General features: G+C 63.1%; 21 protein-coding genes and 1 pseudogene. 8 read left to right on the forward strand and 14 right to left on the reverse strand.

All coding sequences use genetic code 11. From position 1 onward, the window contains the following. Window positions 1-913, reverse strand: a 913-nt coding sequence (locus BSTEL_RS09390) for a serine/threonine-protein kinase (RefSeq protein ID WP_156963265.1), incomplete at its 3' end; no start/stop codon positions are given. 29 nt (window positions 914-942) lie between these two features. Next, window positions 943-1,392, reverse strand: a complete 450-nt coding sequence (locus tag BSTEL_RS09395; RefSeq protein WP_238567689.1) for a helix-turn-helix domain-containing protein — start codon at window positions 1,390-1,392, stop codon at window positions 943-945. A 590-nt stretch (window positions 1,393-1,982) separates the two neighbouring features. On the opposite strand from BSTEL_RS09395, the gene BSTEL_RS09400 reads away from it, so the two are divergent. From BSTEL_RS09400 to BSTEL_RS09410, 3 genes are read left to right on the forward strand one after another with little or no spacing between them, the layout of a single operon-like run. Further along, window positions 1,983-3,302, forward strand: coding sequence for a DUF6591 domain-containing protein (locus BSTEL_RS09400; protein ID WP_051923045.1), 1,320 nt, complete (start codon window positions 1,983-1,985; stop codon window positions 3,300-3,302). A gap of 52 nt (window positions 3,303-3,354) precedes the next feature. Continuing rightward, window positions 3,355-3,591 (forward strand): hypothetical protein, encoded by a 237-nt coding sequence (locus BSTEL_RS09405; protein ID WP_034529948.1) that lies wholly within the window; start codon window positions 3,355-3,357, stop codon window positions 3,589-3,591. A 32-nt stretch (window positions 3,592-3,623) separates the two neighbouring features. Next, on the forward strand, window positions 3,624-4,853 hold the full coding sequence (locus tag BSTEL_RS09410; protein ID WP_034529949.1) for an SPFH domain-containing protein: 1,230 nt from the start codon (window positions 3,624-3,626) through the stop codon (window positions 4,851-4,853). A 14-nt stretch (window positions 4,854-4,867) separates the two neighbouring features. Here the strand turns inward: BSTEL_RS09410 and BSTEL_RS09415 are convergent, their stop codons facing one another. The 9 genes from BSTEL_RS09415 to BSTEL_RS09455 all read right to left on the reverse strand — a co-directional run bounded on the left by BSTEL_RS09415 (window position 4,868) and on the right by BSTEL_RS09455 (window position 11,702). Further along, window positions 4,868-5,452 carry a helix-turn-helix transcriptional regulator gene (locus BSTEL_RS09415; protein ID WP_034529950.1) on the reverse strand — a complete coding sequence of 195 codons (585 nt, stop codon included), beginning with the start codon at window positions 5,450-5,452 and terminating at the stop codon, window positions 4,868-4,870. Window positions 5,453-5,590: 138 nt separating this feature from the next. Next, the gene (locus tag BSTEL_RS09420) at window positions 5,591-6,634 is read right to left on the reverse strand and encodes a zinc-dependent alcohol dehydrogenase family protein (RefSeq protein ID WP_034529951.1); all 1,044 of its coding nucleotides are present in this window, start codon (window positions 6,632-6,634) and stop codon (window positions 5,591-5,593) included. Between the two features lie 148 nt (window positions 6,635-6,782). Further along, window positions 6,783-7,466, reverse strand: a complete 684-nt coding sequence (locus tag BSTEL_RS09425) for an HAD family hydrolase (protein ID WP_034529952.1) — start codon at window positions 7,464-7,466, stop codon at window positions 6,783-6,785. Between the two features lie 84 nt (window positions 7,467-7,550). Continuing rightward, window positions 7,551-7,853, reverse strand: coding sequence for a hypothetical protein (locus BSTEL_RS09430; RefSeq protein WP_051923046.1), 303 nt, complete (start codon window positions 7,851-7,853; stop codon window positions 7,551-7,553). Window positions 7,854-7,915: 62 nt separating this feature from the next. Beyond that, window positions 7,916-8,401 (reverse strand): D-aminoacyl-tRNA deacylase, encoded by a 486-nt coding sequence (gene dtd / locus BSTEL_RS09435; protein WP_034529953.1) that lies wholly within the window; start codon window positions 8,399-8,401, stop codon window positions 7,916-7,918. A gap of 199 nt (window positions 8,402-8,600) precedes the next feature. After that, a complete protein-coding gene (locus BSTEL_RS09440; protein ID WP_034529954.1) occupies window positions 8,601-9,455 on the reverse strand; it encodes a transporter substrate-binding domain-containing protein in 855 nt (284 codons plus the stop codon). A gap of 94 nt (window positions 9,456-9,549) precedes the next feature. Then, window positions 9,550-10,335 (reverse strand): amino acid ABC transporter ATP-binding protein, encoded by a 786-nt coding sequence (locus BSTEL_RS09445; protein WP_051923047.1) that lies wholly within the window; start codon window positions 10,333-10,335, stop codon window positions 9,550-9,552. Then, window positions 10,328-11,053, reverse strand: a complete 726-nt coding sequence (locus tag BSTEL_RS09450) for an amino acid ABC transporter permease (RefSeq protein WP_238567690.1) — start codon at window positions 11,051-11,053, stop codon at window positions 10,328-10,330. Before BSTEL_RS09450 ends, BSTEL_RS09445 begins: the two co-directional genes overlap by 8 nt. After that, the gene (locus tag BSTEL_RS09455) at window positions 11,040-11,702 is read right to left on the reverse strand and encodes an amino acid ABC transporter permease (RefSeq protein ID WP_034529955.1); all 663 of its coding nucleotides are present in this window, start codon (window positions 11,700-11,702) and stop codon (window positions 11,040-11,042) included. The genes BSTEL_RS09450 and BSTEL_RS09455 overlap by 14 nt, the downstream gene beginning before the upstream one ends. Before the next feature lie 541 nt (window positions 11,703-12,243). Here BSTEL_RS09455 and ychF point away from each other — a divergent pair. The 5 genes and pseudogenes from ychF (at window position 12,244) to BSTEL_RS09480 (ending at window position 14,977) form a co-directional block, all read left to right on the forward strand. Next, window positions 12,244-13,338: a redox-regulated ATPase YchF gene (gene ychF / locus BSTEL_RS09460; protein ID WP_034529956.1), complete on the forward strand. Its 1,095-nt coding sequence runs from the start codon at window positions 12,244-12,246 to the stop codon at window positions 13,336-13,338. Between the two features lie 325 nt (window positions 13,339-13,663). Continuing rightward, window positions 13,664-13,822: pseudogene (locus BSTEL_RS12915) on the forward strand (DUF4160 domain-containing protein); the annotation flags it as partial. A gap of 26 nt (window positions 13,823-13,848) precedes the next feature. After that, the gene (locus BSTEL_RS09470; protein ID WP_034529957.1) at window positions 13,849-14,160 is read left to right on the forward strand and encodes a DUF2442 domain-containing protein; all 312 of its coding nucleotides are present in this window, start codon (window positions 13,849-13,851) and stop codon (window positions 14,158-14,160) included. 261 nt (window positions 14,161-14,421) lie between these two features. Beyond that, window positions 14,422-14,667: a type II toxin-antitoxin system RelB/DinJ family antitoxin gene (locus BSTEL_RS09475; protein ID WP_034529958.1), complete on the forward strand. Its 246-nt coding sequence runs from the start codon at window positions 14,422-14,424 to the stop codon at window positions 14,665-14,667. Continuing rightward, window positions 14,654-14,977, forward strand: a complete 324-nt coding sequence (locus BSTEL_RS09480) for a type II toxin-antitoxin system PemK/MazF family toxin (RefSeq protein WP_034529959.1) — start codon at window positions 14,654-14,656, stop codon at window positions 14,975-14,977. The genes BSTEL_RS09475 and BSTEL_RS09480 overlap by 14 nt, the downstream gene beginning before the upstream one ends. A gap of 294 nt (window positions 14,978-15,271) precedes the next feature. On the opposite strand, the gene BSTEL_RS09485 is transcribed toward BSTEL_RS09480, so the two are convergent. The 3 genes from BSTEL_RS09485 to BSTEL_RS09500 form a co-directional block, all read right to left on the reverse strand. Further along, window positions 15,272-17,005, reverse strand: a complete 1,734-nt coding sequence (locus BSTEL_RS09485) for a cation:proton antiporter (RefSeq protein ID WP_051923048.1) — start codon at window positions 17,003-17,005, stop codon at window positions 15,272-15,274. Between the two features lie 695 nt (window positions 17,006-17,700). Continuing rightward, window positions 17,701-18,477 carry a MarR family winged helix-turn-helix transcriptional regulator gene (locus BSTEL_RS12520; RefSeq protein ID WP_084686244.1) on the reverse strand — a complete coding sequence of 259 codons (777 nt, stop codon included), beginning with the start codon at window positions 18,475-18,477 and terminating at the stop codon, window positions 17,701-17,703. A gap of 42 nt (window positions 18,478-18,519) precedes the next feature. Further along, window positions 18,520-19,788 (reverse strand): Fic family protein, encoded by a 1,269-nt coding sequence (locus BSTEL_RS09500; RefSeq protein WP_034529961.1) that lies wholly within the window; start codon window positions 19,786-19,788, stop codon window positions 18,520-18,522. Window positions 19,789-19,825: the final 37 nt, after the last annotated feature.

The raw sequence follows: 19,825 nt of genomic DNA on the forward strand, positions 1-19,825 counted from the left end.
TGCGGCGGGAGGCGGGGGCGCGGCGCACGGCACCGGTCGGCGCGGACGCGCCAACGGTGCCGTCGCCGGCGCTCGCCGACGTGGATGTCGCGACCGGGACCGTTGCGGAAGGCGCCTTGTCTTCCGTGCCGTGTTCCGCCCGTTCCAACGCGTCACGTAACTCCCGCACGGACTGCATGCGCGCGCTCGGTTCAAACGCGCACGCCTTGGCGACGATGGCGCGCAGCGCGGGCGGCACCGCCGAGACGTCGGCGAGCGAGCGCCCGTACGCCGTCGCGTCGGACGGGCTCACGCCGGTGAGCATGAAGCCGAGCACGCGCCCGATCGCGTACACGTCGGTGCGGGCGTCGGTGGGCGCGAACCCGTATTGTTCGGGAGCGGCGTACCCCCATGTGCCGAGCGTGGTCGTGTCGCGTGCGCGCGCCGTCGCGTCGCCTGTGGCGGCACCGACGTGTTCGCGGGCGATGCCGAAGTCGATGAGGTGCACGCCGTCCGTGGCGATGATGATGTTCGCGGGCGTCACGTCGCGGTGGATGATGCCGTGCGCGTGGAGTTCGCCGACCGCCTCGCACAGTTGGACGGCGATGCGCGTCGCCTCGGACGCGTCCAGCCGGCCTTTCCCGGTGACGTGCCGTTCGAGCGTGACGCCGGGCACGTAGTCGTAGACGACCACGAACCGGTCGGGCAACTCGTAGGTCGCCTCGACGCGGGGCAGGCGCGGCGACGTGCAGTCGGCGAGCGTGGACCAGAGGCGTCGGCGGGCGAGACGCAGCGGGATCTTCTTGCGTACGAACGGTCCGGTGCCGTCCAACGTCACGAGTTCGGTGACGCCGGACGGCCCGTCGGCGAGCGTGCGTTCGACGCGGTAGGCGTCGTCCAATCCCATGGCGTGCAGGGTCTGCGTGTCGTCCATATGACCGCTCCAGTCGCTCCCGTTCCCGTTCAGTCCCGCGGCGTGAGCGTCGGCTCGTCGAACCGGTAGAGCTCGTCGTCGGTGGCGGCGAGGCCGAGTCCGTTCGTGATGCACCAGATGACGATCGCGTCGCGGCGTTGCCGACACCACAGTTCCGATACGCCGGCGAGACGCAGCAGGCGTTGCGTCTCGCGCAGGTCACAGCCGAGGCCGAACGCGAGCCGGATCGCATGGTCGCGGCCGGGGCGGCTTTTGCCTGAGAACACGTCGTAGACGACGGTGGGGTTGATGCCGGAGGCGCGCGCCACGTCGGCGCGTTTGAAGCCGTGCCTGTCCAGCAGGAACTTCAGGTAGTCGACGAGGCGATAGTCCCGTGGGCGTTCCTCGTCGAGATACGCGTCGATGCTGCCGCTGGCGAGCAGACGGTCCAACAGTTCCTCGGTGAGCCGCCGCTCCCCTCCCGTTGCGTTCATTGCCATATCTCCTTTATACCGTGCGTGGTCATGCCCGCGGCGCATCGGCGCGGCCTGGCGGCAGCGTTGCTGCGCCATCATCCGATCGCGTCCAGACACGTCCAGACTCATCCGGCCACATTCAGTCGGCGACTGAGGACGGGCGACGAGCCGTCCGTGATGATGGCTTTGCGGGAATCGTACGCCCCACGTGGCGTAGACGGCGATTCACCGTCATCCACGTATGCCAATTTGATAACACTACGCCAATTTGATTACGTTTTCACATTGGATTACATTGAAGGGGACGCATGGACGCATCGCATGCACGAGAGAAGGAAGGGCAGTCATGAGCGAACGTTGGAGAACCGCCATCGCGGTCGGTTTGACGGTGACGGTCGCCGGGCTCGCCGCCTCCACCATCACCATGCTGCTGTTGAAGAAAAGGAACCGGATATGACCAACCCCACGGACCAGCCCACCCAGCCCATCGAGCCGACTCCGGCATCGCTGCCGGAGCAGCCGACGCAGCCCATCGAACCGGCCACGCAACCGCTGCAGGCCGCCGCGCCCGCGCGCCCGCGGCCGACCGCATCTACCAGGCCGCCCCGCAGCAGGTGTTCCAGGCGGCGCACGACCAGTTGTCCACGGGAGCGACGTTCACGTTGGATTCGGAGGACGCCCGCACCGGCACGATCACTTTCCATGACTACGAGGACGCGCGCTTCACGCTGACGTTGACGCCGACGCCGGAAGGCGGCACCGAGGCACGGCTGGTCACCGAAGGCGACGGCAACGGCAAACGCGCCGGCGAATTCTACACGGCGCTCGACGCGGCCGCGTCCGCGCTGCCCGCCCCGTCCCCCGTCTCCGCGGCAACGGACGCGTCCGGTGCCGCAGGCACCGGAGCCCCCGCGACGCCGGTCATCCCCGCCAAGGGGACCGCGCACGCGGGACCGGCGAAGAAGACCTCCAAGCTGGCGGTGTCCGGAATCGTCATCGGCGCGCTGTTCCTCATGGGCGCGTTCACGACCCTCAAGGAATGGTCGGACGTGGTGGCTTTCGCCGTGTTCAACGGCCTGCTGTCCGGTTTCGCCGTATACGCGACGCGCAAGGGCGGCAAGGTCCAGGGCCGGCTCCTCGCATGGGTCGCGGTCGGACTCACCGTCGCGGCGTTCGTCGTCGGCGGCGTGCATGTCCTGATCGCCGCGGGCCAGGAGAAGGCGGACCACGCCGCCCTGGAGCAGTCGTTCAAGGAATCCCAGAAGGTCACCTGCAAGGACTTCGCATGGCCGACGACGGGACTCGCCACGCAGCTGCCGAAGCCCGCTTCCGCGTCCGGAGAGGTCAACAACGAGAGCTCCAGCTCGTTCTCCGTCTCCGTGTGCGACACCGACGCCTCGCAGTACGCGTCCTACGTCACCTCCGTGCAGGAGAAGGGCTTCACCGTCGACTACTCCAAAACCGACACCGCGTTCAACGGCAAGAACGAAGCCGGCTACAGCGTGCACGTGTCCGTGAACGAATACAACAAGAACGTGATGGACATCGCCATCTACCCGCCGGACGACGCCACCGACGACTCCGCGACCACGGATTCCGGCTCCACTGACGGCACCGACGGTTCCACCGGCACGGATTCGGGCGCGGACACCTCCGGCCAGTCCTCCACGCAATCCGGCGCGTCCGACGATTTCAAGACCGCGATGGACAGCTACGAGCAGACCATGAACGGCTACGTCGACTTCATGAACAAGTACAATGCGGCCGGCCAGCCCGCCTCGATGCTCGTCGACTACACCAAGTGGCTGAAGCAGTACACGGACACCGCGCAGAAGCTCGACGCGATCGACGAGTCGACGCTCAGCCCGGAGGACCAGCAGTACTTCATCGAAGTGCAGACGCGCATCAACCAGAAGCTCGCCACAGTGCAGTGACGGCCGCATCGGACAGAACGGCAATCGAACAGGACAGGAGCGAAAGACCGATATGGGACTGATCGACATCGTCGGCAAAGGGCGGAAGCCCGGGTTCTCGCGCGCCATCCCCGGCGCCGAGGAACTGGGCAGCACGTTGAAGGACACGTTCGGCGCGTTCCGCACCGGTCTCGGCGTCCCCGAATCGAAGTCGACGGGCGTGTGCGAGGGATGCGGCGCGCCGCTGTCCGGCGCCCGCCACGAGACCGTGCAATGCCCGTACTGCGATCGGCAGACGCGCCTGCCCTGACCGGCTCTCCAACGACAAAAGGAACATCGAACATGGCAATCATCAGGGCGTTCTCTGGCGCGCTCGGCGGCACGTTCGCCGACCTGTGGAAGGACATCATCACCGCCGGCGGGTTCGCCGAGCATACGGTCGTCTTCCCCGGCGTGCCGCGCGGCACGAACAACGGCCGCGGCTCGAACGATTCGGGCTCGGACGGCGTGATCACCAACGGTTCGCGCATCTACGTGCCGGAGAACACGGCCGCGTTCATCTTCAGCCAGTCGGGCATCGAGAACGTGATCCGCGAACCCGGCGGCTACGAGTACCGCAACGGGGAGAAGAGCGTCCTCGCCGGCGACGGGTTCGGTTCGCTCATCGACCAGGTGGCCGACCGGTTCACGTTCGGCGGACAGCCGGGCGTCACCAAATACGTGGCGTTCATCAACCTGCGTGAGATTCGCGGCGTGAAGTTCGGCACCCCGTCGCCGCTCGTCTACCATGACCGCTTCTACGACACGGATCTGGAGATTCGCGCCCGCGGCGCCATGTCGCTCAAGGTCACCGATCCGGTGCGCTTCGTGCGCAATTTCGTACCGGCGAACGTCACCTCGTACTCGTTCGACGATCCGGGCGCGCGACGGCAGATCCTGTCCGAGTTCATCCAGTCGTTCAGCGTGGCCGTCAACTCGCTGTCCGACGACTACCGGATCTCCCAACTGCCGGCGCAGTCGAACGCGATCGCGCGCACCGTGCGCGCCGACCCGGCGAACGCGGGCACCTGGGGTCCGCGGTTCGGTTTCGAAGTGACCAACGTGGGCATCGAGAGCATCGAGTTCACGGACGAATCGCGCGAACTGGTGAAACGATTCTCATCGAACCGCATGGACGTGACCGCCTACGAGGGCGTGTCGGCGCAGGCGGGGAACATGGCCGCCCAGCAGCGCATCGCCGCGGGCATCGGCGAACACGGGTTCGGCGACGGCGGCATGCTGCTCGGCATGAACATGGCGCAGGCCATCAACCCGATGAACGCGGCACCTGCGGTACAGCCCGCGCCCGCGGCGCCCGCCGCCGCGCCGGCTCCGTCATCCGTTCCGCCGACGCCGTCCGCTCCCGCCGCACCGTCCGCAGCACCGTCCCCCTCCCCCGCACCGTCGCCGGCTCCGTCGCTGTCGTTGGACGAGCAGCTGGACGCGTTGAAGAAGCTCAAGGAGCTGCTGGACGCCGGCATCCTCTCGCAGGAGGAGTTCGAGGCGAAGAAGAAGGAGATCCTCGGGCTGTAGCCGATGCCGCCGCGTCAGCGCTTGCCGAGACCGCCGTCGGGGAACATGAGGAACGTGAGCGCGCCCGCCGCGGCGCCGCTGGCGAGCGCACCGGTCACGACGGTGAGGATGCGCATGGCGGCGCCGGGCGTCATGCGCCCGTTCTTCGCCGCGGCGCGTGACGTCACGCCGGCGGCGCCGCGCTTGTGCGACGTGTCCGGCGACGGCGCGCGTCCGACCGTGTCCGGAGCGTCGCCGCCGTCCGTCGTCGCACCGCCGTCGCGCGCATCGTCGCCACTTGTCTTCTCGTCTTCCGTCGCGTCGTCCGTGTCGTCGCCGTCCGTTTCGCCCTGCAGCGGATCGTCGACGAGCGTGGTGATGACGCGGGCGAGGTCGCGGTTGTCGTGTTCGGCGATCTCCGCGTTGAACACGGTGCGCAGGGCGAGGTATTGGAGTTTGCTCATCGGCGTCTTGCCGGTCTCGAGGTTGGAGACGGTCTGGCGGGCCACGCCGAGTTCGTCGGCGAGCTCCTGTGTGGTCCATCCGGCGACCTTGCGTATGATCGACAGGTTCTCCTGGAACTTGCCGATCCACCGGCGTTCGATTTCGGGTACCGCCATGACGTGTTCTCCTTCCGCGCTGCCACCCATCATACGCAATGGCCGCGTGCCGCCCCCGGTTCGGTGGGGCGGCACGCGGCCATTCGCGTTTCGGTCGGCTCCGGGCGCGGCGTTCGGATCGGCCGGAACGTCGGCGCGTCAGAAGCGGATGAGCGACTTGATGACCTCGCGCCGGTCCATCGCCTCGTACGCCTCCTGGATGTGGTCGAGGTCGTAGACCCCGGTGAACACGCGGCCGGGGTCGATCTCGTGGTTCACGACCGCGTCGAGCAGGCCGGACTTCAAGTCGTAGTGGCGCACGGGCGCGGGGCCTCCCTTGATGCCGATGTTGCCGTAGAACGTGCCTTCGGCGCTGATCTCCACGTCATGCGGGAGGCCGACGCGGCCGATGACGGCGCCGCGGCGGGCGAGGCCGATGGCCGTGTCGAACGACTGCTTGGAGCCGACGCATTCGAGCACCGCATCCGCACCGTAGCCGCCGGTCATCGAAAGCACCTTGTCGACGGCGGCCTGATCGCGTTCGGCGACGACGTCGGTCGCGCCGAATTCGCGGGCGAGGGCGGCGCGGTCCTCGTGACGGCTCATCGCGATGATGCGCGTCGCGCCGAGCATCCTCGCGGAGAGGACGCCGCACAGGCCGACGGCGCCGTCGCCCATGACGACGGCCGTGTCGCCGGGCTTGACCTCGGCGGAGACGGCGGCATGGTAGCCGGTGGACATCACGTCGGCGATGGTCAGGAGCGACGCGAGCGTCTCGTCGTCATAGTCCTCCGGGGAGCCGGGGACCTTCACACACGTGCCGTCCGCTTCGGGCACGCGCACGTATTCGGCCTGGCTGGCGCCGAAGTAGCCGCCGTGCGGGCACACGGATTCGAAACCGGCTTCGCACACCGGACACTTGCCGCAGCTGTACGGGAACGGCAGCACGACGAAGTCGCCGGGGGCGACGGTCGTGACGGACGCGCCCACCTGTTCGACCACGCCGATCGACTCATGGCCGATCTGGCTGTTTTCGGGATGCGGGGAGAGCCCGCGGAAGTACCACAGGTCGGAGCCGCACACGCAGGCGCGCACCACGCGCACCAAGGCGTCCGTGTCCTGTTCGACGCGCGCCTTCGGGACCTCGCGCACAGCCATCTCGCCGGGCTTCACGAAGATCGCGGCCTTCATCGTCTCGCTCATATTCGTCTCCTTCATCGTTGCCGTCGTCCGATACGCGGTTTCGCATCGTGCCGACGGCTCCCACCGTACGCGCCTGAAGCGCTTGAAGGGCAAACCGCGACACGCCGTCGGGGCGTGGCCGCAGGCCGGTCACCGGCCGCCACGTGATTCATTTCACCCGCGTGATGGCGTTCCCCTTGACCATGAACCCCTTGCGGGCCATGTCGATCATCGGCTGGTCGAACGCGCTGTCCGTGTAGAACTCGTCGATGACGGCGTCCGCGCCCAGCACCTCGCGCAGACGCTTCGGCTTGTTCGTGTTGAAGTTGAGGTACGTGACCTCGAAGGTCGCGGGATCGATGGTGGAGGCGATGAGACGCCTGACGCCGAGCCTGCGGCATGCCTCCCCCACGGTCACGTCGAACGAGGCGGTGAGGATCACGTCGTCGGGCCGCGGCTCGTACCACGGTTTGATCTTGCTCATGTTGCGGTCCCAGAACGCGCTGACCAGCGATCTCAGTCCGCCGGTCAGGTCGTCGGCGCCGACCACCGAGGCGTCGGCGGCGAGGATGTCGTCGCCGAGTCCCGCCTTCGCCGCGTCGTTCAGGGCGCTCACGCGCAACGCGTCGACGCCCTTCGACGAGGAGAGGTCGCTCAGGTATCTGCGCGCCACCTTGCCCACGCCGTGCTCCATCTGCTCGAGCGTCGCCTTGCCCAGCTTGTATTTGACGGCGTAGCGCAGCACGGGGGCGAGATGGCGGAACACCTTCATGTCGTATCGCGCGCTGAACAGGTAGAGGTCGAACAGGCTCTCCCCGTCGTAGATGGTCCCGTCGAAATCGAACACACGCATACGCCCCTCCGCAATCATCGTCCGGCTCCATGGTCCACTATAGACGTGACTGCCGCGGCCGCGGAGCCGGGAGCGGAGGGGATGTCACTGGTTGAGACTGGTGGTCACCTGCTGTTCGACGCGGTCGTACGCCTGTGAGAGCAGCATGTTGCCGGGCACGGTGGTCAGCAGGAACGCGAGCACGGCGGCGATGACCGACGCGATGATGCCTTTGATGAGCCTGACGACGATCCTGAACACCACGTAGGCGATGGCCGCGCCGACGGCGACGGTCAGGCAGGTGCGTACTTCGGCGGGCAGGCTCCCGTACCACAGGGCGATGCGGTCGAAGACGGACAGGTCGAGGCCGCTGAGGTCGATGTTCGTCAGGTCGATGGCTGGGAACATGGGTTTCCTTTCGAATGTCTGATGGATGCGCGGACGGACCGGGTGGTCCGTCCACGGGCTGGTCACGCCTTGTGCGGCATATCCGTCTCGGTGTCGATGACGATGGTGACCGGCCCGTCGTTGACGAGGCCGACGCGCATGTGCGCACCGAAACGGCCTTCGCGCACCGGCACGCCGCCGGAACGCAGCGCCTCGTTGAAGCGGATCCACATGAGGTCCGCGTGTTCGGGCTTGCCGGCCTTGATGAAGCTGGGGCGGTTGCCCTTGTGCACGTCCGCGTAGAGCGTGAACTGGGAGATGGACAGGATCTCGCCGCCGACGTCCTGGATGGACCGGTTCATCTTGCCGTGCTCGTCCTCGAAGACGCGCAGGTTCAATACCTTGTGGGCGAGCCAGGCGATCTCGGCGTCGCCGTCCGCGTCGGACACGCCGACGAGGATCATGTAGCCGTGGCCGATCTGCTGCGGCTCGAACGTGGGGTCGATGGTCCCGAGCTCGTTGACCACGTCGACGCTCGCCTGGGAGACTTTCTGGATGACGATTCGCATGCCCCCGATTATGCCACGTGTTTGTTCACCGGAACCTTGCGGCCGGCTGGGAGCCTGCGCGCGGAGGGAGCAGCGGCCGCCGCGTGGCATGCGCCGCGGATACGCGAAAGGCGGGAGGCCCCGGTCGTGGACCGGAGCCTCCCGCCTCGTCGTACGGCTGTCGGACAGCCGTCATACGGCCGTCACGCCATCGCCCGCGTCACTTGATGATGACGTCCTCGGGCTTGATGTCGGAGGTGAAGCTCGGGGCGAGCTCGCTCTCGTACGCCTTCTCGAAGAAGCCGTCGTCGGTGAGGGTCTTGATCTCATTGTTCATCCAGTCGAGCAGGCTCTTGTTGCCCTTCTTCACGGCCGGCGCGATCGTGGACTCGTCGCCCAGGGTCTTGATGCCGACGGTGTAGCCCGGGTTGTCCTTGGCCCACGCGTACAGGTACGTGTTGTCGTCGGCGAGGGCGGCGACGCGGCCGTCCTTGAACGCCTGGAACTGCTGGGTCTTGGAGTCGAACTTCTGCAGGTTCACGTCAGGGTAGTTCTGGGTGAAGTAGGTCTCGGCGGTCGTGCCCTTGGTCACGGCCAGATCCTTGCCCTTGAGGTCGTCGGCGCTGGTGATCTTCGCCTTGTCCGGGGAGACGACGCCGATGGAGACCTTCATGTACGGGCTGGCGAAGTCGACGACCTGCTTGCGCTCGTCGGTGACGGTGAAGTTGGCGAGCACGAGGTCGACCTTGTCGGACTTCAGGGAGTCGACGCGGCCGTCCGCGTTGACCTGCACCCATTCGACCTTCACGCCCAGGTCCTTGGCGACCTGGTTGCCGAGCGCCACGTCGTAGCCGGCGCGGGTGCCGTCGTTCTTCACGTAGCCGTACGGCGGCAGGTCGCCGAACGTGGCGATGCGGATCTTGCCGGCCTTCTTGATCTGCTCGACGGTCTGGCCCTGCTGGCCGGACGCGGACGAGCCGCCGGCCGCCGGGTCGGGGCCGTTGCCGCACGCGGCGACGGAGATCAGCGTGGCCGCGGCGAGCACGCCGGCGGCGATCTTCTTCAGGTTGAACATGATGGTTCCCCTCTCTCTGTTGGTTGATGGATTGGTAAATCTTGATGGTGAGGCACCGGCGGTCCGGGTCTTCCGGGAGCCGGCGCCCGGCATGTCACTCGTCGCCGACGGGCGACATGCTGTCGAGGAAGTTCCTCGCGCGGTCGGTCTCCGGGTTGGTGAAGAAGTCGGAGCCGGACTGGCGTTCGAGGATCACGCCGTTCTCGAGGAACATGACGGTGTCGGCGACGCGACGCGCGAACTCCATCTCGTGCGTGACGACGATCATCGTCATGTGGCGCTTGGCGAGACGCAGCATGAGCTCGAGCACCTCGCGCACCATCTCCGGGTCGAGCGAGGCGGTGACCTCGTCGAACAGCATGAGCTCCGGGTTCATGGCGAGCGCACGCACGATGGCGATGCGCTGCTTCTGGCCGCCGGACAGTTCGCGCGGGTACGCGTTCTTGTATTCGGAGAGCTGCACGTCCGCGAGGAGCCTGTCCATCTGCTCGTCGACCTCGGCCTTGGGGCGCTTCTGCACCTTGGTGGGGCCGAGTTCGATGTTCTTCGCGACCGTGAGGTTCGGGAACAGGTCGTAGCTCTGGAACACCATGCCGATCTCGGTGCGCAGGCGACGCCACGCCTTCTCGCTGTTGTTGGGCACGACCTCGCCCTTGAAGCGGATCTCGCCGCCCTGGATGGTCTCCAGACCGTTGAGGCAGCGAATCAGCGTGGACTTGCCGGAACCGGACGGGCCGAGCAGGACGAGCACCTGGCCGCGCCTCACATCGAAGCTCACGTCCTTGAGCACCTCGTGGTCGCCGTAGGATTTGCGCAGATGGCGCACGGAGAGCAGCGGCTCCTCGCCCTTGGCGGTGGTTTCGTTGTCGGCTTCAGCCATTGTTACGCTCCTTGGCTCGCTTCTCCAAGGCCTTGGCGATCATCGCCAGCGGCCAGCAGATGATGAAATACAGGAAGAAGATGAATCCGTACACCCAGAAGGCGGCGTCCGGATGGGTCATGCGGTTCGCCTCCATGATCTGCTGGCCGACGGTGATCACGTCGATGACGCTGATGAGCAGCAGCAGCGACGTGGTCATGATGACGCGGGCGGCCAGGTTGATGGTGGCGGGCACCATGAGGTTGACGGACTGCGGGATGCGCACGTACCACAGAATCTGCAGGCCGTTCATGCCGAGCGCCTTGCCCGCGTCGACCTGATGGTCGGACACGGAGATGAGGGCGCCGCGCACGATGTCGCTGATCTCCGCCGCCACCCACAGGCCGAAGGCGACCACGGCGACGGTCACGCCGTCCACCTGCACGCCGAGTTCGCGCGGCAGGATGTAGTAGGACAGGAACAGGATGACCAGCGTGGGCACGATGCGGAAGAATTCGAGGTAGAGGCGCAGGATGGCGCGCAGGAACGGATTGTGCAGGATGCGCAGCGCGCCGAGCACGATGCCCAGCGGGATGCCGACAATCAGCGCGAGGCCTGCGACGGTCACGGACGTGCCGAGACCGGAGAGCAGTCGCGTGAGATTGTCTCCCGTGAAGATGACGCCCGCGCCGGAGGCCACCGTGACGTATGCGGCGCCCGCGGCGTCAGTTATCGCCAAAGGTTCCACGACGGACCCTCCTTTCGATGAGCGTGAGGATGACGGACAGCGGGATCAGGATGATCGCGTAGGCGACGACCAGCATGAGCAGGTACTCGTCGCTGCGGTAGTACATGCCGATCAGGTCGCGCGCCGTGTTGGTGAGCTCCGGCACGGCGATCACCGTGAACACGGACGTCTCCTTGACCATGAAGATCACGTTCGCGGCAACGGCGGGCACGCTTCGCGTCAGGCCCTGCGGGAGGGTGACGTGGCGGATCATCTGCAGCGGCGACAGGCCGAGGGCGCGCGCCGATTCGTTCTGCACGCGCGGGATTCCGGTGAAGCCGCCCTCGAACGCGCCGCACATGTAGGCGGCGCCCAGGATGGACATGCCGACGACCGCACAGGTCTCGGCGCTCCACTTGACGCCGATGGACGGCAGTCCGTAGTACAGGAAGAACAATTGGATGAGCAGCGGGGTGTTGCGGAACAGCTCCTGGAACACGGTGCTGATCTGGGCGAGGACGGGCACGCGGTATTCGCGCAGCAGCGCGAGCACGAGCCCGAGCAGCGTGGCGAGCACGACGCTGACGGCGGAGAGCCTGAGCGTCAGGACGAACGCCTTCTCGAACAATGGGAGCGCACGTTGGATGACTTCCCAGCTCACTGCCGTCCTCCTTCCCTGGTCTTGGTTTGCTTTGATGTCATGGTCATTGTTGTTCGCGGGTGCGCGATTCTGTCTTGCGGTTTCTTCTTGTCTTGTTTTCGTCCCCGGCGGGCCCGACATGTCGTGCGGAACCGGATCCGATCCGCCCGGTCGGGGCGAATCCGTTTGCTACCCATAAGAATAACGGGTAACAGACCAGCCGATTCTACCAAATATCGAACATTTGCAACCATCATCTCACACTCGGTTTCGATTTGCGAGATGTCGGAACAATCACGAAAACCTAACATCACCTCTGGAAAACCAATGGTTCCAACACCTGAGGCAAGGTCACGACGTCACACGGACCACATCGGAAACCCTTGCGGCGGGAATGTCGCTATGAAGATTGCTTATACCCCGCTATCGGATAGTCGGAAATCGGAAATGGACATGCGTGCACAGACGGCGCTCCCCCGCCCCGCCACCCGGCTCGCGCGCGCCGCGGACGGACGCGCGCCGCTGCGCCGGCGTTGTCGCTTTCGCCCTTAGACTGGAGGGCATGTCTCTAACTATCGGAATCGTCGGACTGCCGAACGTCGGCAAGTCCACCATGTTCAACGCACTGACCCGCAACAACGTGCTCGCCGAGAACTACCCGTTCGCCACCATCGAGCCGAACACGGGCGTCGTGCCGCTGCCGGACGACCGCCTGCCGGTGCTCGCCAAACTCGCCCACACGGAGAAGATCGTGCCCGCCACCGTGACGTTCGTCGACATCGCCGGCATCGTCAAGGGCGCCTCCGAAGGCGAGGGCCTCGGCAACAAGTTCCTCGCCAACATCCGTGAGGCGGACGCGATCTGCGAGGTCGTGCGCGCCTTCGAGGACGACGACATCGTCCACGTCAACGGCAAGGTGGATCCGGCCGACGACATCGACACCATCAACACGGAGCTAATCCTCGCCGACCTGCAGACCATCGAGAACGCGCTGCCCAAGCTGGAGAAGGATCTGCGCGGCAAGAAGATCGAACAGGAGTACTTCGACGCGGTCAAGGAGGCAAAGACCATCCTCGAAGGCGGCGAGACGCTCGACAAGGCGGCGCGCGAGGGCCGCTTCGACAAGGACTCCGTCTACGACCTGCACCTGATGACCGCCAAGCCGTTCATCTACGTGTTCAACGTGGACGACAACGAGCTCGCCAACGACGAGCTCAAGACGAAGCTCGCCGCCTCCGTCGCCCCCGCGCCGGCCGTGTTCCTCAACGCCCAGTTCGAGGCCGACCTGACCGAGCTCGACGAGGCGGACGCCCGCGAGATGCTCGAGGACGCGGGTCTCAAGGAGTCCGGTCTCGACCAGCTGGCGCGCGTCGGCTTCGACGTGCTCGGCCTGCAGACGTTCCTGACCGCGGGCGAGAAGGAAGTGCGCGCCTGGCAGATCCACAAGGGCTTCACCGCCCCACAGGCCGCCGGCGTGATCCACACCGACTTCGAGAAGGGCTTCATCAAGGCCGACATCGTCTCCTACGACGACTTCGTCGCCGCCGACGGCTCGATGGCCGTCATCAAGGAGGAGGGCAAGCTCCGCCAGGAAGGCCGCGACTACGTCATGCAGGACGGCGACATCGTCGAGTTCAAATTTAACGTGAGCAAGTAGACGCTAAGCAGCATGCAGCAGTAAGGGTCTTGGGATCCCAGTGATTCCATGGCCCTTACTTATTTTGAATGATGTCATCGCTTGAGAGACACAACTCTCTTCGATTCGGTGTTGGCGAGATTGGATGTCGCCGTCAAGCACGATGCCGGTGCGCTTGATTGGAATATACTCGGAATACGGTCTTCCCCTGTATGGGATATCGGATTGGAGGTGCGGCATGCCGGAGCTGAGTCGGTTCTTCGGAATCATCATTCGCATGATGTATCAGGACGAGAGCGAGCATCACAAGCCGCACGTTCATGTGTATTAGGGCGACTTCAAAGCATCCATCGGCATCGACGGCGAGCTGCTGGCCGGCTCCCTTCCCGCCAAGCAATACAAACTGGTGGTCGCATGGCTGATCCTGCATGAGGATGAACTGTACAAGGCGTGGAACGAGGCCGTGTCCGGACGCCCGTTCGATCGCATCAAGCCGCTTTCGTGAGGATTCGTAAGGGAAAGGAGCCCGTCATGTTCGAAGTGAACGGCATCCTGTATGCGGATGAACCTGTTCGTGAGTTGGAGGTCCGGTCGGCCCGCGTCACGGATGACCATGTCATGCTGGTGACGTTCTCCACGGGTGAGACTCGTCTGTGTGATTTCACTGAAATGTACGACGATGTTCCCGCTTTCGCCCCGTTACAGGACGAGAAGGCGTTTGAGAACTTCCATATCGACCACGGAATCCTGACTTGGCGCAACGGTGCTATTGACATTTCTCCCACGTATCTATACGAGCACTCATATGAATATACCGTTCACGGTGAACTGGTTTCGGCTTGATGTCGTATAGCGACATCGTCGAGTTCAAGTTCAACAACGTGAGCAAGTAGTTGTCGAATAGGGCGTAGCGTCGAGGGCCTTGGAATCCCAGTGATTCCAAGGCCCTTACTGATTTTGGACGACGCCATCGTTTTGAGGGACAAGGCTTTCTTCGATTCGGTGTTGGCGAGATTGGATGTCGCCGTCAGGCACGTCACTTCAAATCAAATATTTGATACAATAATGATTCAAAAAGGTGCTGATCAGCAGTAAGGAGTGGCTATGAGCATGCAGATTGCCACGCGGGTTGATGACGAACAGGCGGCGTTGTTCAAGGAGACCACCCGACAGTTGGGTACCACTCCGGCCGATGCACTGCGCATGTTCATCATCGCGTTCAACGATTACCGCGGGTTCCCCTATGAGGTGCGGTTGCCGCGAAATGACGTGGAGCCGTTTGCGTCCGAACGGGAGGCCACCGAATACGCCGGCCGTCTCGCCTTGAGGATGTCCGATGAAACGAGGTGAGATTTGGACATTGCAGGCCGACGGCTACGCCAGTAAACCTCGACCGGTCGTCATCGTACAGAACGACGCCGTCGACCGGTTCGACTCCGTCATCACCTGCCTGCTGACCTCATACGATTCCTCCGACATCGACACGCGAGTCCGATTGGAACCAAGTCCGGAGAATGGCCTGAACAAGGTGAGCTACGTGATGACGGACAAAATCGTCACCGTCGACCGCAAACTGTTGGGATACAGAATCGGCGCGGTCGATGATGCAGCCATGACGAATATCGGACGCCAGCTCATGCGGGTTCTGGGTTTGCTGTGATGTTTTAACGGTGAGTGAACGTGCGTCTACTTGTGACAATCGTTTATGCGCCCTTGAGACCGTATGGCGACATCGTCGAGTTCAAGTTCTCCCCAACATCTAAGAAATGATTGTCAGGTAGCGTCGAGGGCCTTGGGATTCCAGTGATTCCAAGGCCCTTGGTGTTTGGGGCGACGTCATCGCCATGAAGACACAGCTTTCGATCTGAATATTTGGATTCGCACGAGTGGCTTTCGCGGGTCCTTTACCATTCGCGCCTTACGGGCCGGACATTCGCCCATGGCTTGCTGGCTCTCATTCATCCAAGCCCATTTGCAGCAGGTAGATTTCCTCACGTATGGCTTTCGCGGTCTTTTTGGCGATATCTCCCCGGGTTGCCGCCTGCCGAACCTCCTCCAACTCCATACGTAGCGCTTCGGCATACAGGTCAGAAGCTTGCGCCATCATGCGGCGGACCTCGTCCTTCGTCAAGCGAACGGGGCCTGTTGGCATCGTATTACGTCGTCCGAATCTCCGTTTGGATACATCGATGCCTTTTTCGGCCCGATTCCCACGGTCTCGCCACACGCGCATCTCACGGATGTTCGCGATGTGCATCTGGTTGTCGGAGATCTTCAAGTCCTTGAGAGCGGCGATTCGCGTATCGTAGCCGTGCAACACCAAGCCCAGCGCACGGGAGTCCCGCGAACCGACATATCGCTCCTCCATGCGATCGTGCACACGCTGAAGGATGGCGGCGTACGCGGCACGTTCGTGCCGCCCCTTCGACTCGTCCTTCTCGGGGGCAACCACGGGCATCAGGAAGTTGGCCAGCAGCAACGTGATGAGCACGACCACGGAAGCGATGCAGATGATCGTCTCACGATAGTCGGAGCCGTTCACCATCACCTGCGGAATCGTGAACATGATGGACAGGGTGACCGCGCCTTTGGGGCCGGCCAACGTGGTGACGAACGCATCGCGGGCGAGTGTCTTCGAGAATCCCTGTGGCTTGTGGGTGGTTTCGTCCCGATGGCAGGCTTCCATCAGCAGCACCCACATGAAACGCGCTGCAACAAGAACAGCCGCAATCGCGGCCGTGGCGCCGATGATCGCCGCATTGCCGACATCGTCGCCGCCCCGCCAGCCGGGCACGATGGCTTCGGGAAGCTGCATGCCGAGCATGACGAACACAGCGCCGTTGGCCACGAAATCAAGTACCTTCCACACGGCGGAGGAGGAAATCGACAGCTTGGTGGCGTATGCGCTGATCGGGCGTGGTGCCAGTGATATCAGGAGACCCGCCGCGACCGTGGCAAGAATGCCGCTGACTCGCAGATGCTCGGCTGTGAGAAACACCACGAACGGGGTGAACAGTTCGAAGGTGATGTGTGCGGTCAGGGTTTCCGTGCCGTGCTTGCGAATGACGTTCGTACACAGGAGAGCCGCCGCGCCCAGCACGAGACCGATGCCGATGCCACCGAAGAAGCTGACGGCAAAGGATCTGCCGGCATCGATCAGCGAGAACGTGCCTATGGTCACGGCGGCGATGGCGAACTGGAAGGAGACGACTCCGGATGCGTCGTTGAACAGGGATTCTCCGGAGAGCAGTGATTCCTGACGTTCGGAAAGCGACACCGATCTGGCCATCGAGGCAACGGCGGCCGCATCGGTGGGGCCAAGGGCCGCACCGAATGCGAACGCGATGGCAAGCGGAATCGATGGCTCGATGACACGCAACGTGAAGCCCACGGCCAGCACCAGCACCAATACCAAGCCTATCGCAAGCGAGAGAATCGATGCCCTATTCTTCCACAGGGCGACCTTGTCGGCGTTGCGGGATTCATCGAACAGCAGCGGGGCGATCAGTAAAACCAGAAACAGCTCGGAATCAATCACAAAACTACGGCCGCCCTGCATGCACAGGGCGATGACGACGCCGATTAGAATCTGCGTGAGCGGTAGGGATACGCGCGGCAGCAGCTGGGTGACGATGGTGGAAACAAGCACCGCGGCAAGCAGTACCAGAAACAGTTCAAGTAATTCCATAAGACGATCCTCCAATCGTGATTACATGGGCAAAACACGCCTTTGCCAAATACGAGGCGGGGGTGGAATCCGCAAGGCCACCGGCCATATCGTCCGAGCCGGGGACATGTCAATGGTGATCGCCAATCACACGTACCGTAGGCTATCCGTGGGAAGCGGCTTCCTGTAAAGCAACAGTTTCAACCCGTCATACGTGATCTCGGTGGGTTCCATGGGCGCATCATCGCCGCGAATCGCGCCACAGTGGACGATACGGCGATCGGGCCGGAAATTGAGTCTGTGATCCCCGATGACAATGGTCGCCGCAGTGCGTTCGTTGAGTTGTGCCAGAAGACGTCTCTTCCATGCCTTATCGTTCCATGCAACCAATAGAAAACTTAGGGAATGGATTATTATTCGCCCCATGGTCGACTCCGGATTCGCCCCTGCGGTCCCTCCTGCCGATGCGACCGTTTTCCTGATGTAGTGGAGGTCTCTTCTTATCGACAGGATCAAAGTGGAACCAGGCCTTCGCATGATTGTGCTTCGTCGTCATGCTATTCTCCTCGTGCATTACTTGGTCGTGAAACGGGTTCGGTACCATAGCGAGCTCCTTATTACGTACGTAAAATTCAATATCATGGTATTGAATTGCGCATACGAATGTTTTCATGCAATATGTCCACTGCTTTTGGCGCAAGATATCCTGCGCTGCATCATTGATTCATGCCGTCCCACACTTTATCGAGGAGGTGTTCCAGCTCCAGATGCTCGCCCGACGCAAGACCGGAGAGCATACGTTTCACGCAGGGCACCGTCACGAGCCGGGCTTCGCGAAGTATACGACGTCCCTCGTCGGTGATTGCGGCGATCTTCACACGAGCGTCATTCGGATCGCCATAGGTGAGAACAAGCCCCCGCTTTTCCAGCCGATTGACCAGACCAAGCGTCACCGACTGCGACGTATGACGCAGGCGCTCCAACTGCTTCATCGAAGCCCGCCCACCAGGCAGTTCATCAATGGCGGAAAGCGCACCCGCCATGGCGATGGTTATACCCAAAGGCTTCAGCGTGGCGTTTGCCGTGCGCGTATAGGCGTCGACAATATAGTGCATCGTCGCCAAGAAGTCGCCGGGCATTACCGCCCGTGGAGTCTTCGCATCTTGGCGCGCCGCGGTCGCCTTGTTTTCCATCACGTCTCCTTTCGAATGATTATTTAATACCATGATATTGAATTTGGCAAGCCTGATTCCTGAAGGAATCGTGAGACACCTGTCTATCCGCGCGTTGAAGTAACATCCGATCCCGGCCGAACGGCTCGTGATCTCGTCGTGCTGCTGCGGTGCGGGATAATCACTATGCAGTACCACTATTTTCCAGCGAAATGCGACGCAGCCCGGCGGCATAGTCGAGTTCAGGTTCTCCCCAACGCCTTGAAGTAGGGTCTTCAGGTCCTGTAAAACGGCTTGATTCCAAAGGTTCCTGGATGTCAAGGGAGGGGGCGGTCGCCTTCGGAGGAGGCGGCCGAGGTTCGACTACCGCTCTTCGACGGAATTCTCCGTTCCCGTCGCGAGGACGCTTCTCACCGATTCCGACACCCGTATCCTCAACGGGCGCTTCCCGGACTGGGTCACGAGTCCGGCTTCTAGAAGCTCCCCCACGTATTTCCTCGCGCTCTGCTTGGACAGTCCGATCTGGCTGGCGGCGTCCTCCAGCGACATGGACCTGGACGAATCGAACAGCTCCTCTTGGATCACACCGTATAGAATCGAAGACGCCTTCGCAGACAGGTCGTGTTCCCGTTCGAACCGTTCACAGACCGCGCCGCCCTTGTCGAACCGGTCGACCCTGACCTCGAGTTCGTCGATCAGTTCATCCTGGGCCTTCCTGATGAATCCGAGGATGGCGTTCACGAAGAACGTCAGTTCGCCACGGTTCAGCTTGTCCTCGGCTTCGGTGAACGCCTTGTAGTAGGCGTTCTTGTTGCAGGCGATGGTCCTGGACAGGGACAGTACCGTGGGCACGGTCAGATCGTGGTTCAGGTACAGGGCCAGAAGATACCTGCCGGTCCGGCCGTTGCCACCGTAGAACGGATGGATGTATTCGAACAGGAAATGCGACATGATAGCCGCCTGCAGGCGGGGCATCTCGTCGGACGTCGCGAGATGAATCATATCGGCAAGGAGCGCACCGATGGTGCCTTCGCCGCGGACGCCGTTGTGAATCGCGAGACCGTGCGGCCCCTGTATCTCCACGTCGTCTTTCCGGAACAGTTCGCCGTCGGGCCTGTCCTTGTCGTCGATCTCGTCAAGCACGACCTTGTCGTAGATGCCGCGGATGTCCGCGATTCCCGATGGCAGCGCGGTTTCCTTGTCGGTGAGGTTCAGATACAGTTTGGCGAACTCGCCGAACCGCGCTTTGGAAGCGTCTCCATCCTTCATCGCTTTGTCGGCGGCCTCCACAGCGTTACGCATTTCTCCGCGGGTGCTGCGCACGCCTTCCATCTCGTTAGTGGCGAACAGCTCCTCGCTGACGGCGTGCCGTATATAGTCCCAGCGCATAACGCCCGGAATCTGGTTCCAGAGCCGGGATACGCGCCGTTCGGCGAGGAGTATCTTCTCCGTGAGCATGGACGTCTCGCGTGGCGTGGCGATGAACAGCTCGCCCAGGGGCGTGACGATGCCGGTACGGAACGTGGAGTCGGCTTCAAGGCGTTGCCGGGCGAGTTTCTCATGGTTGGTGAAAGAGTCGGTCGACCGGTCGGCATGGAACACTCTTACCAGACTTCTATATTTCATATCCATTGATAATACCTATCGCATCAAATGCGTTCATAATGAT

The sequence above is a fragment of the Bifidobacterium stellenboschense genome, from assembly GCF_000741785.1.
GTDB classification, from domain to species: domain Bacteria; phylum Actinomycetota; class Actinomycetes; order Actinomycetales; family Bifidobacteriaceae; genus Bifidobacterium; species Bifidobacterium stellenboschense.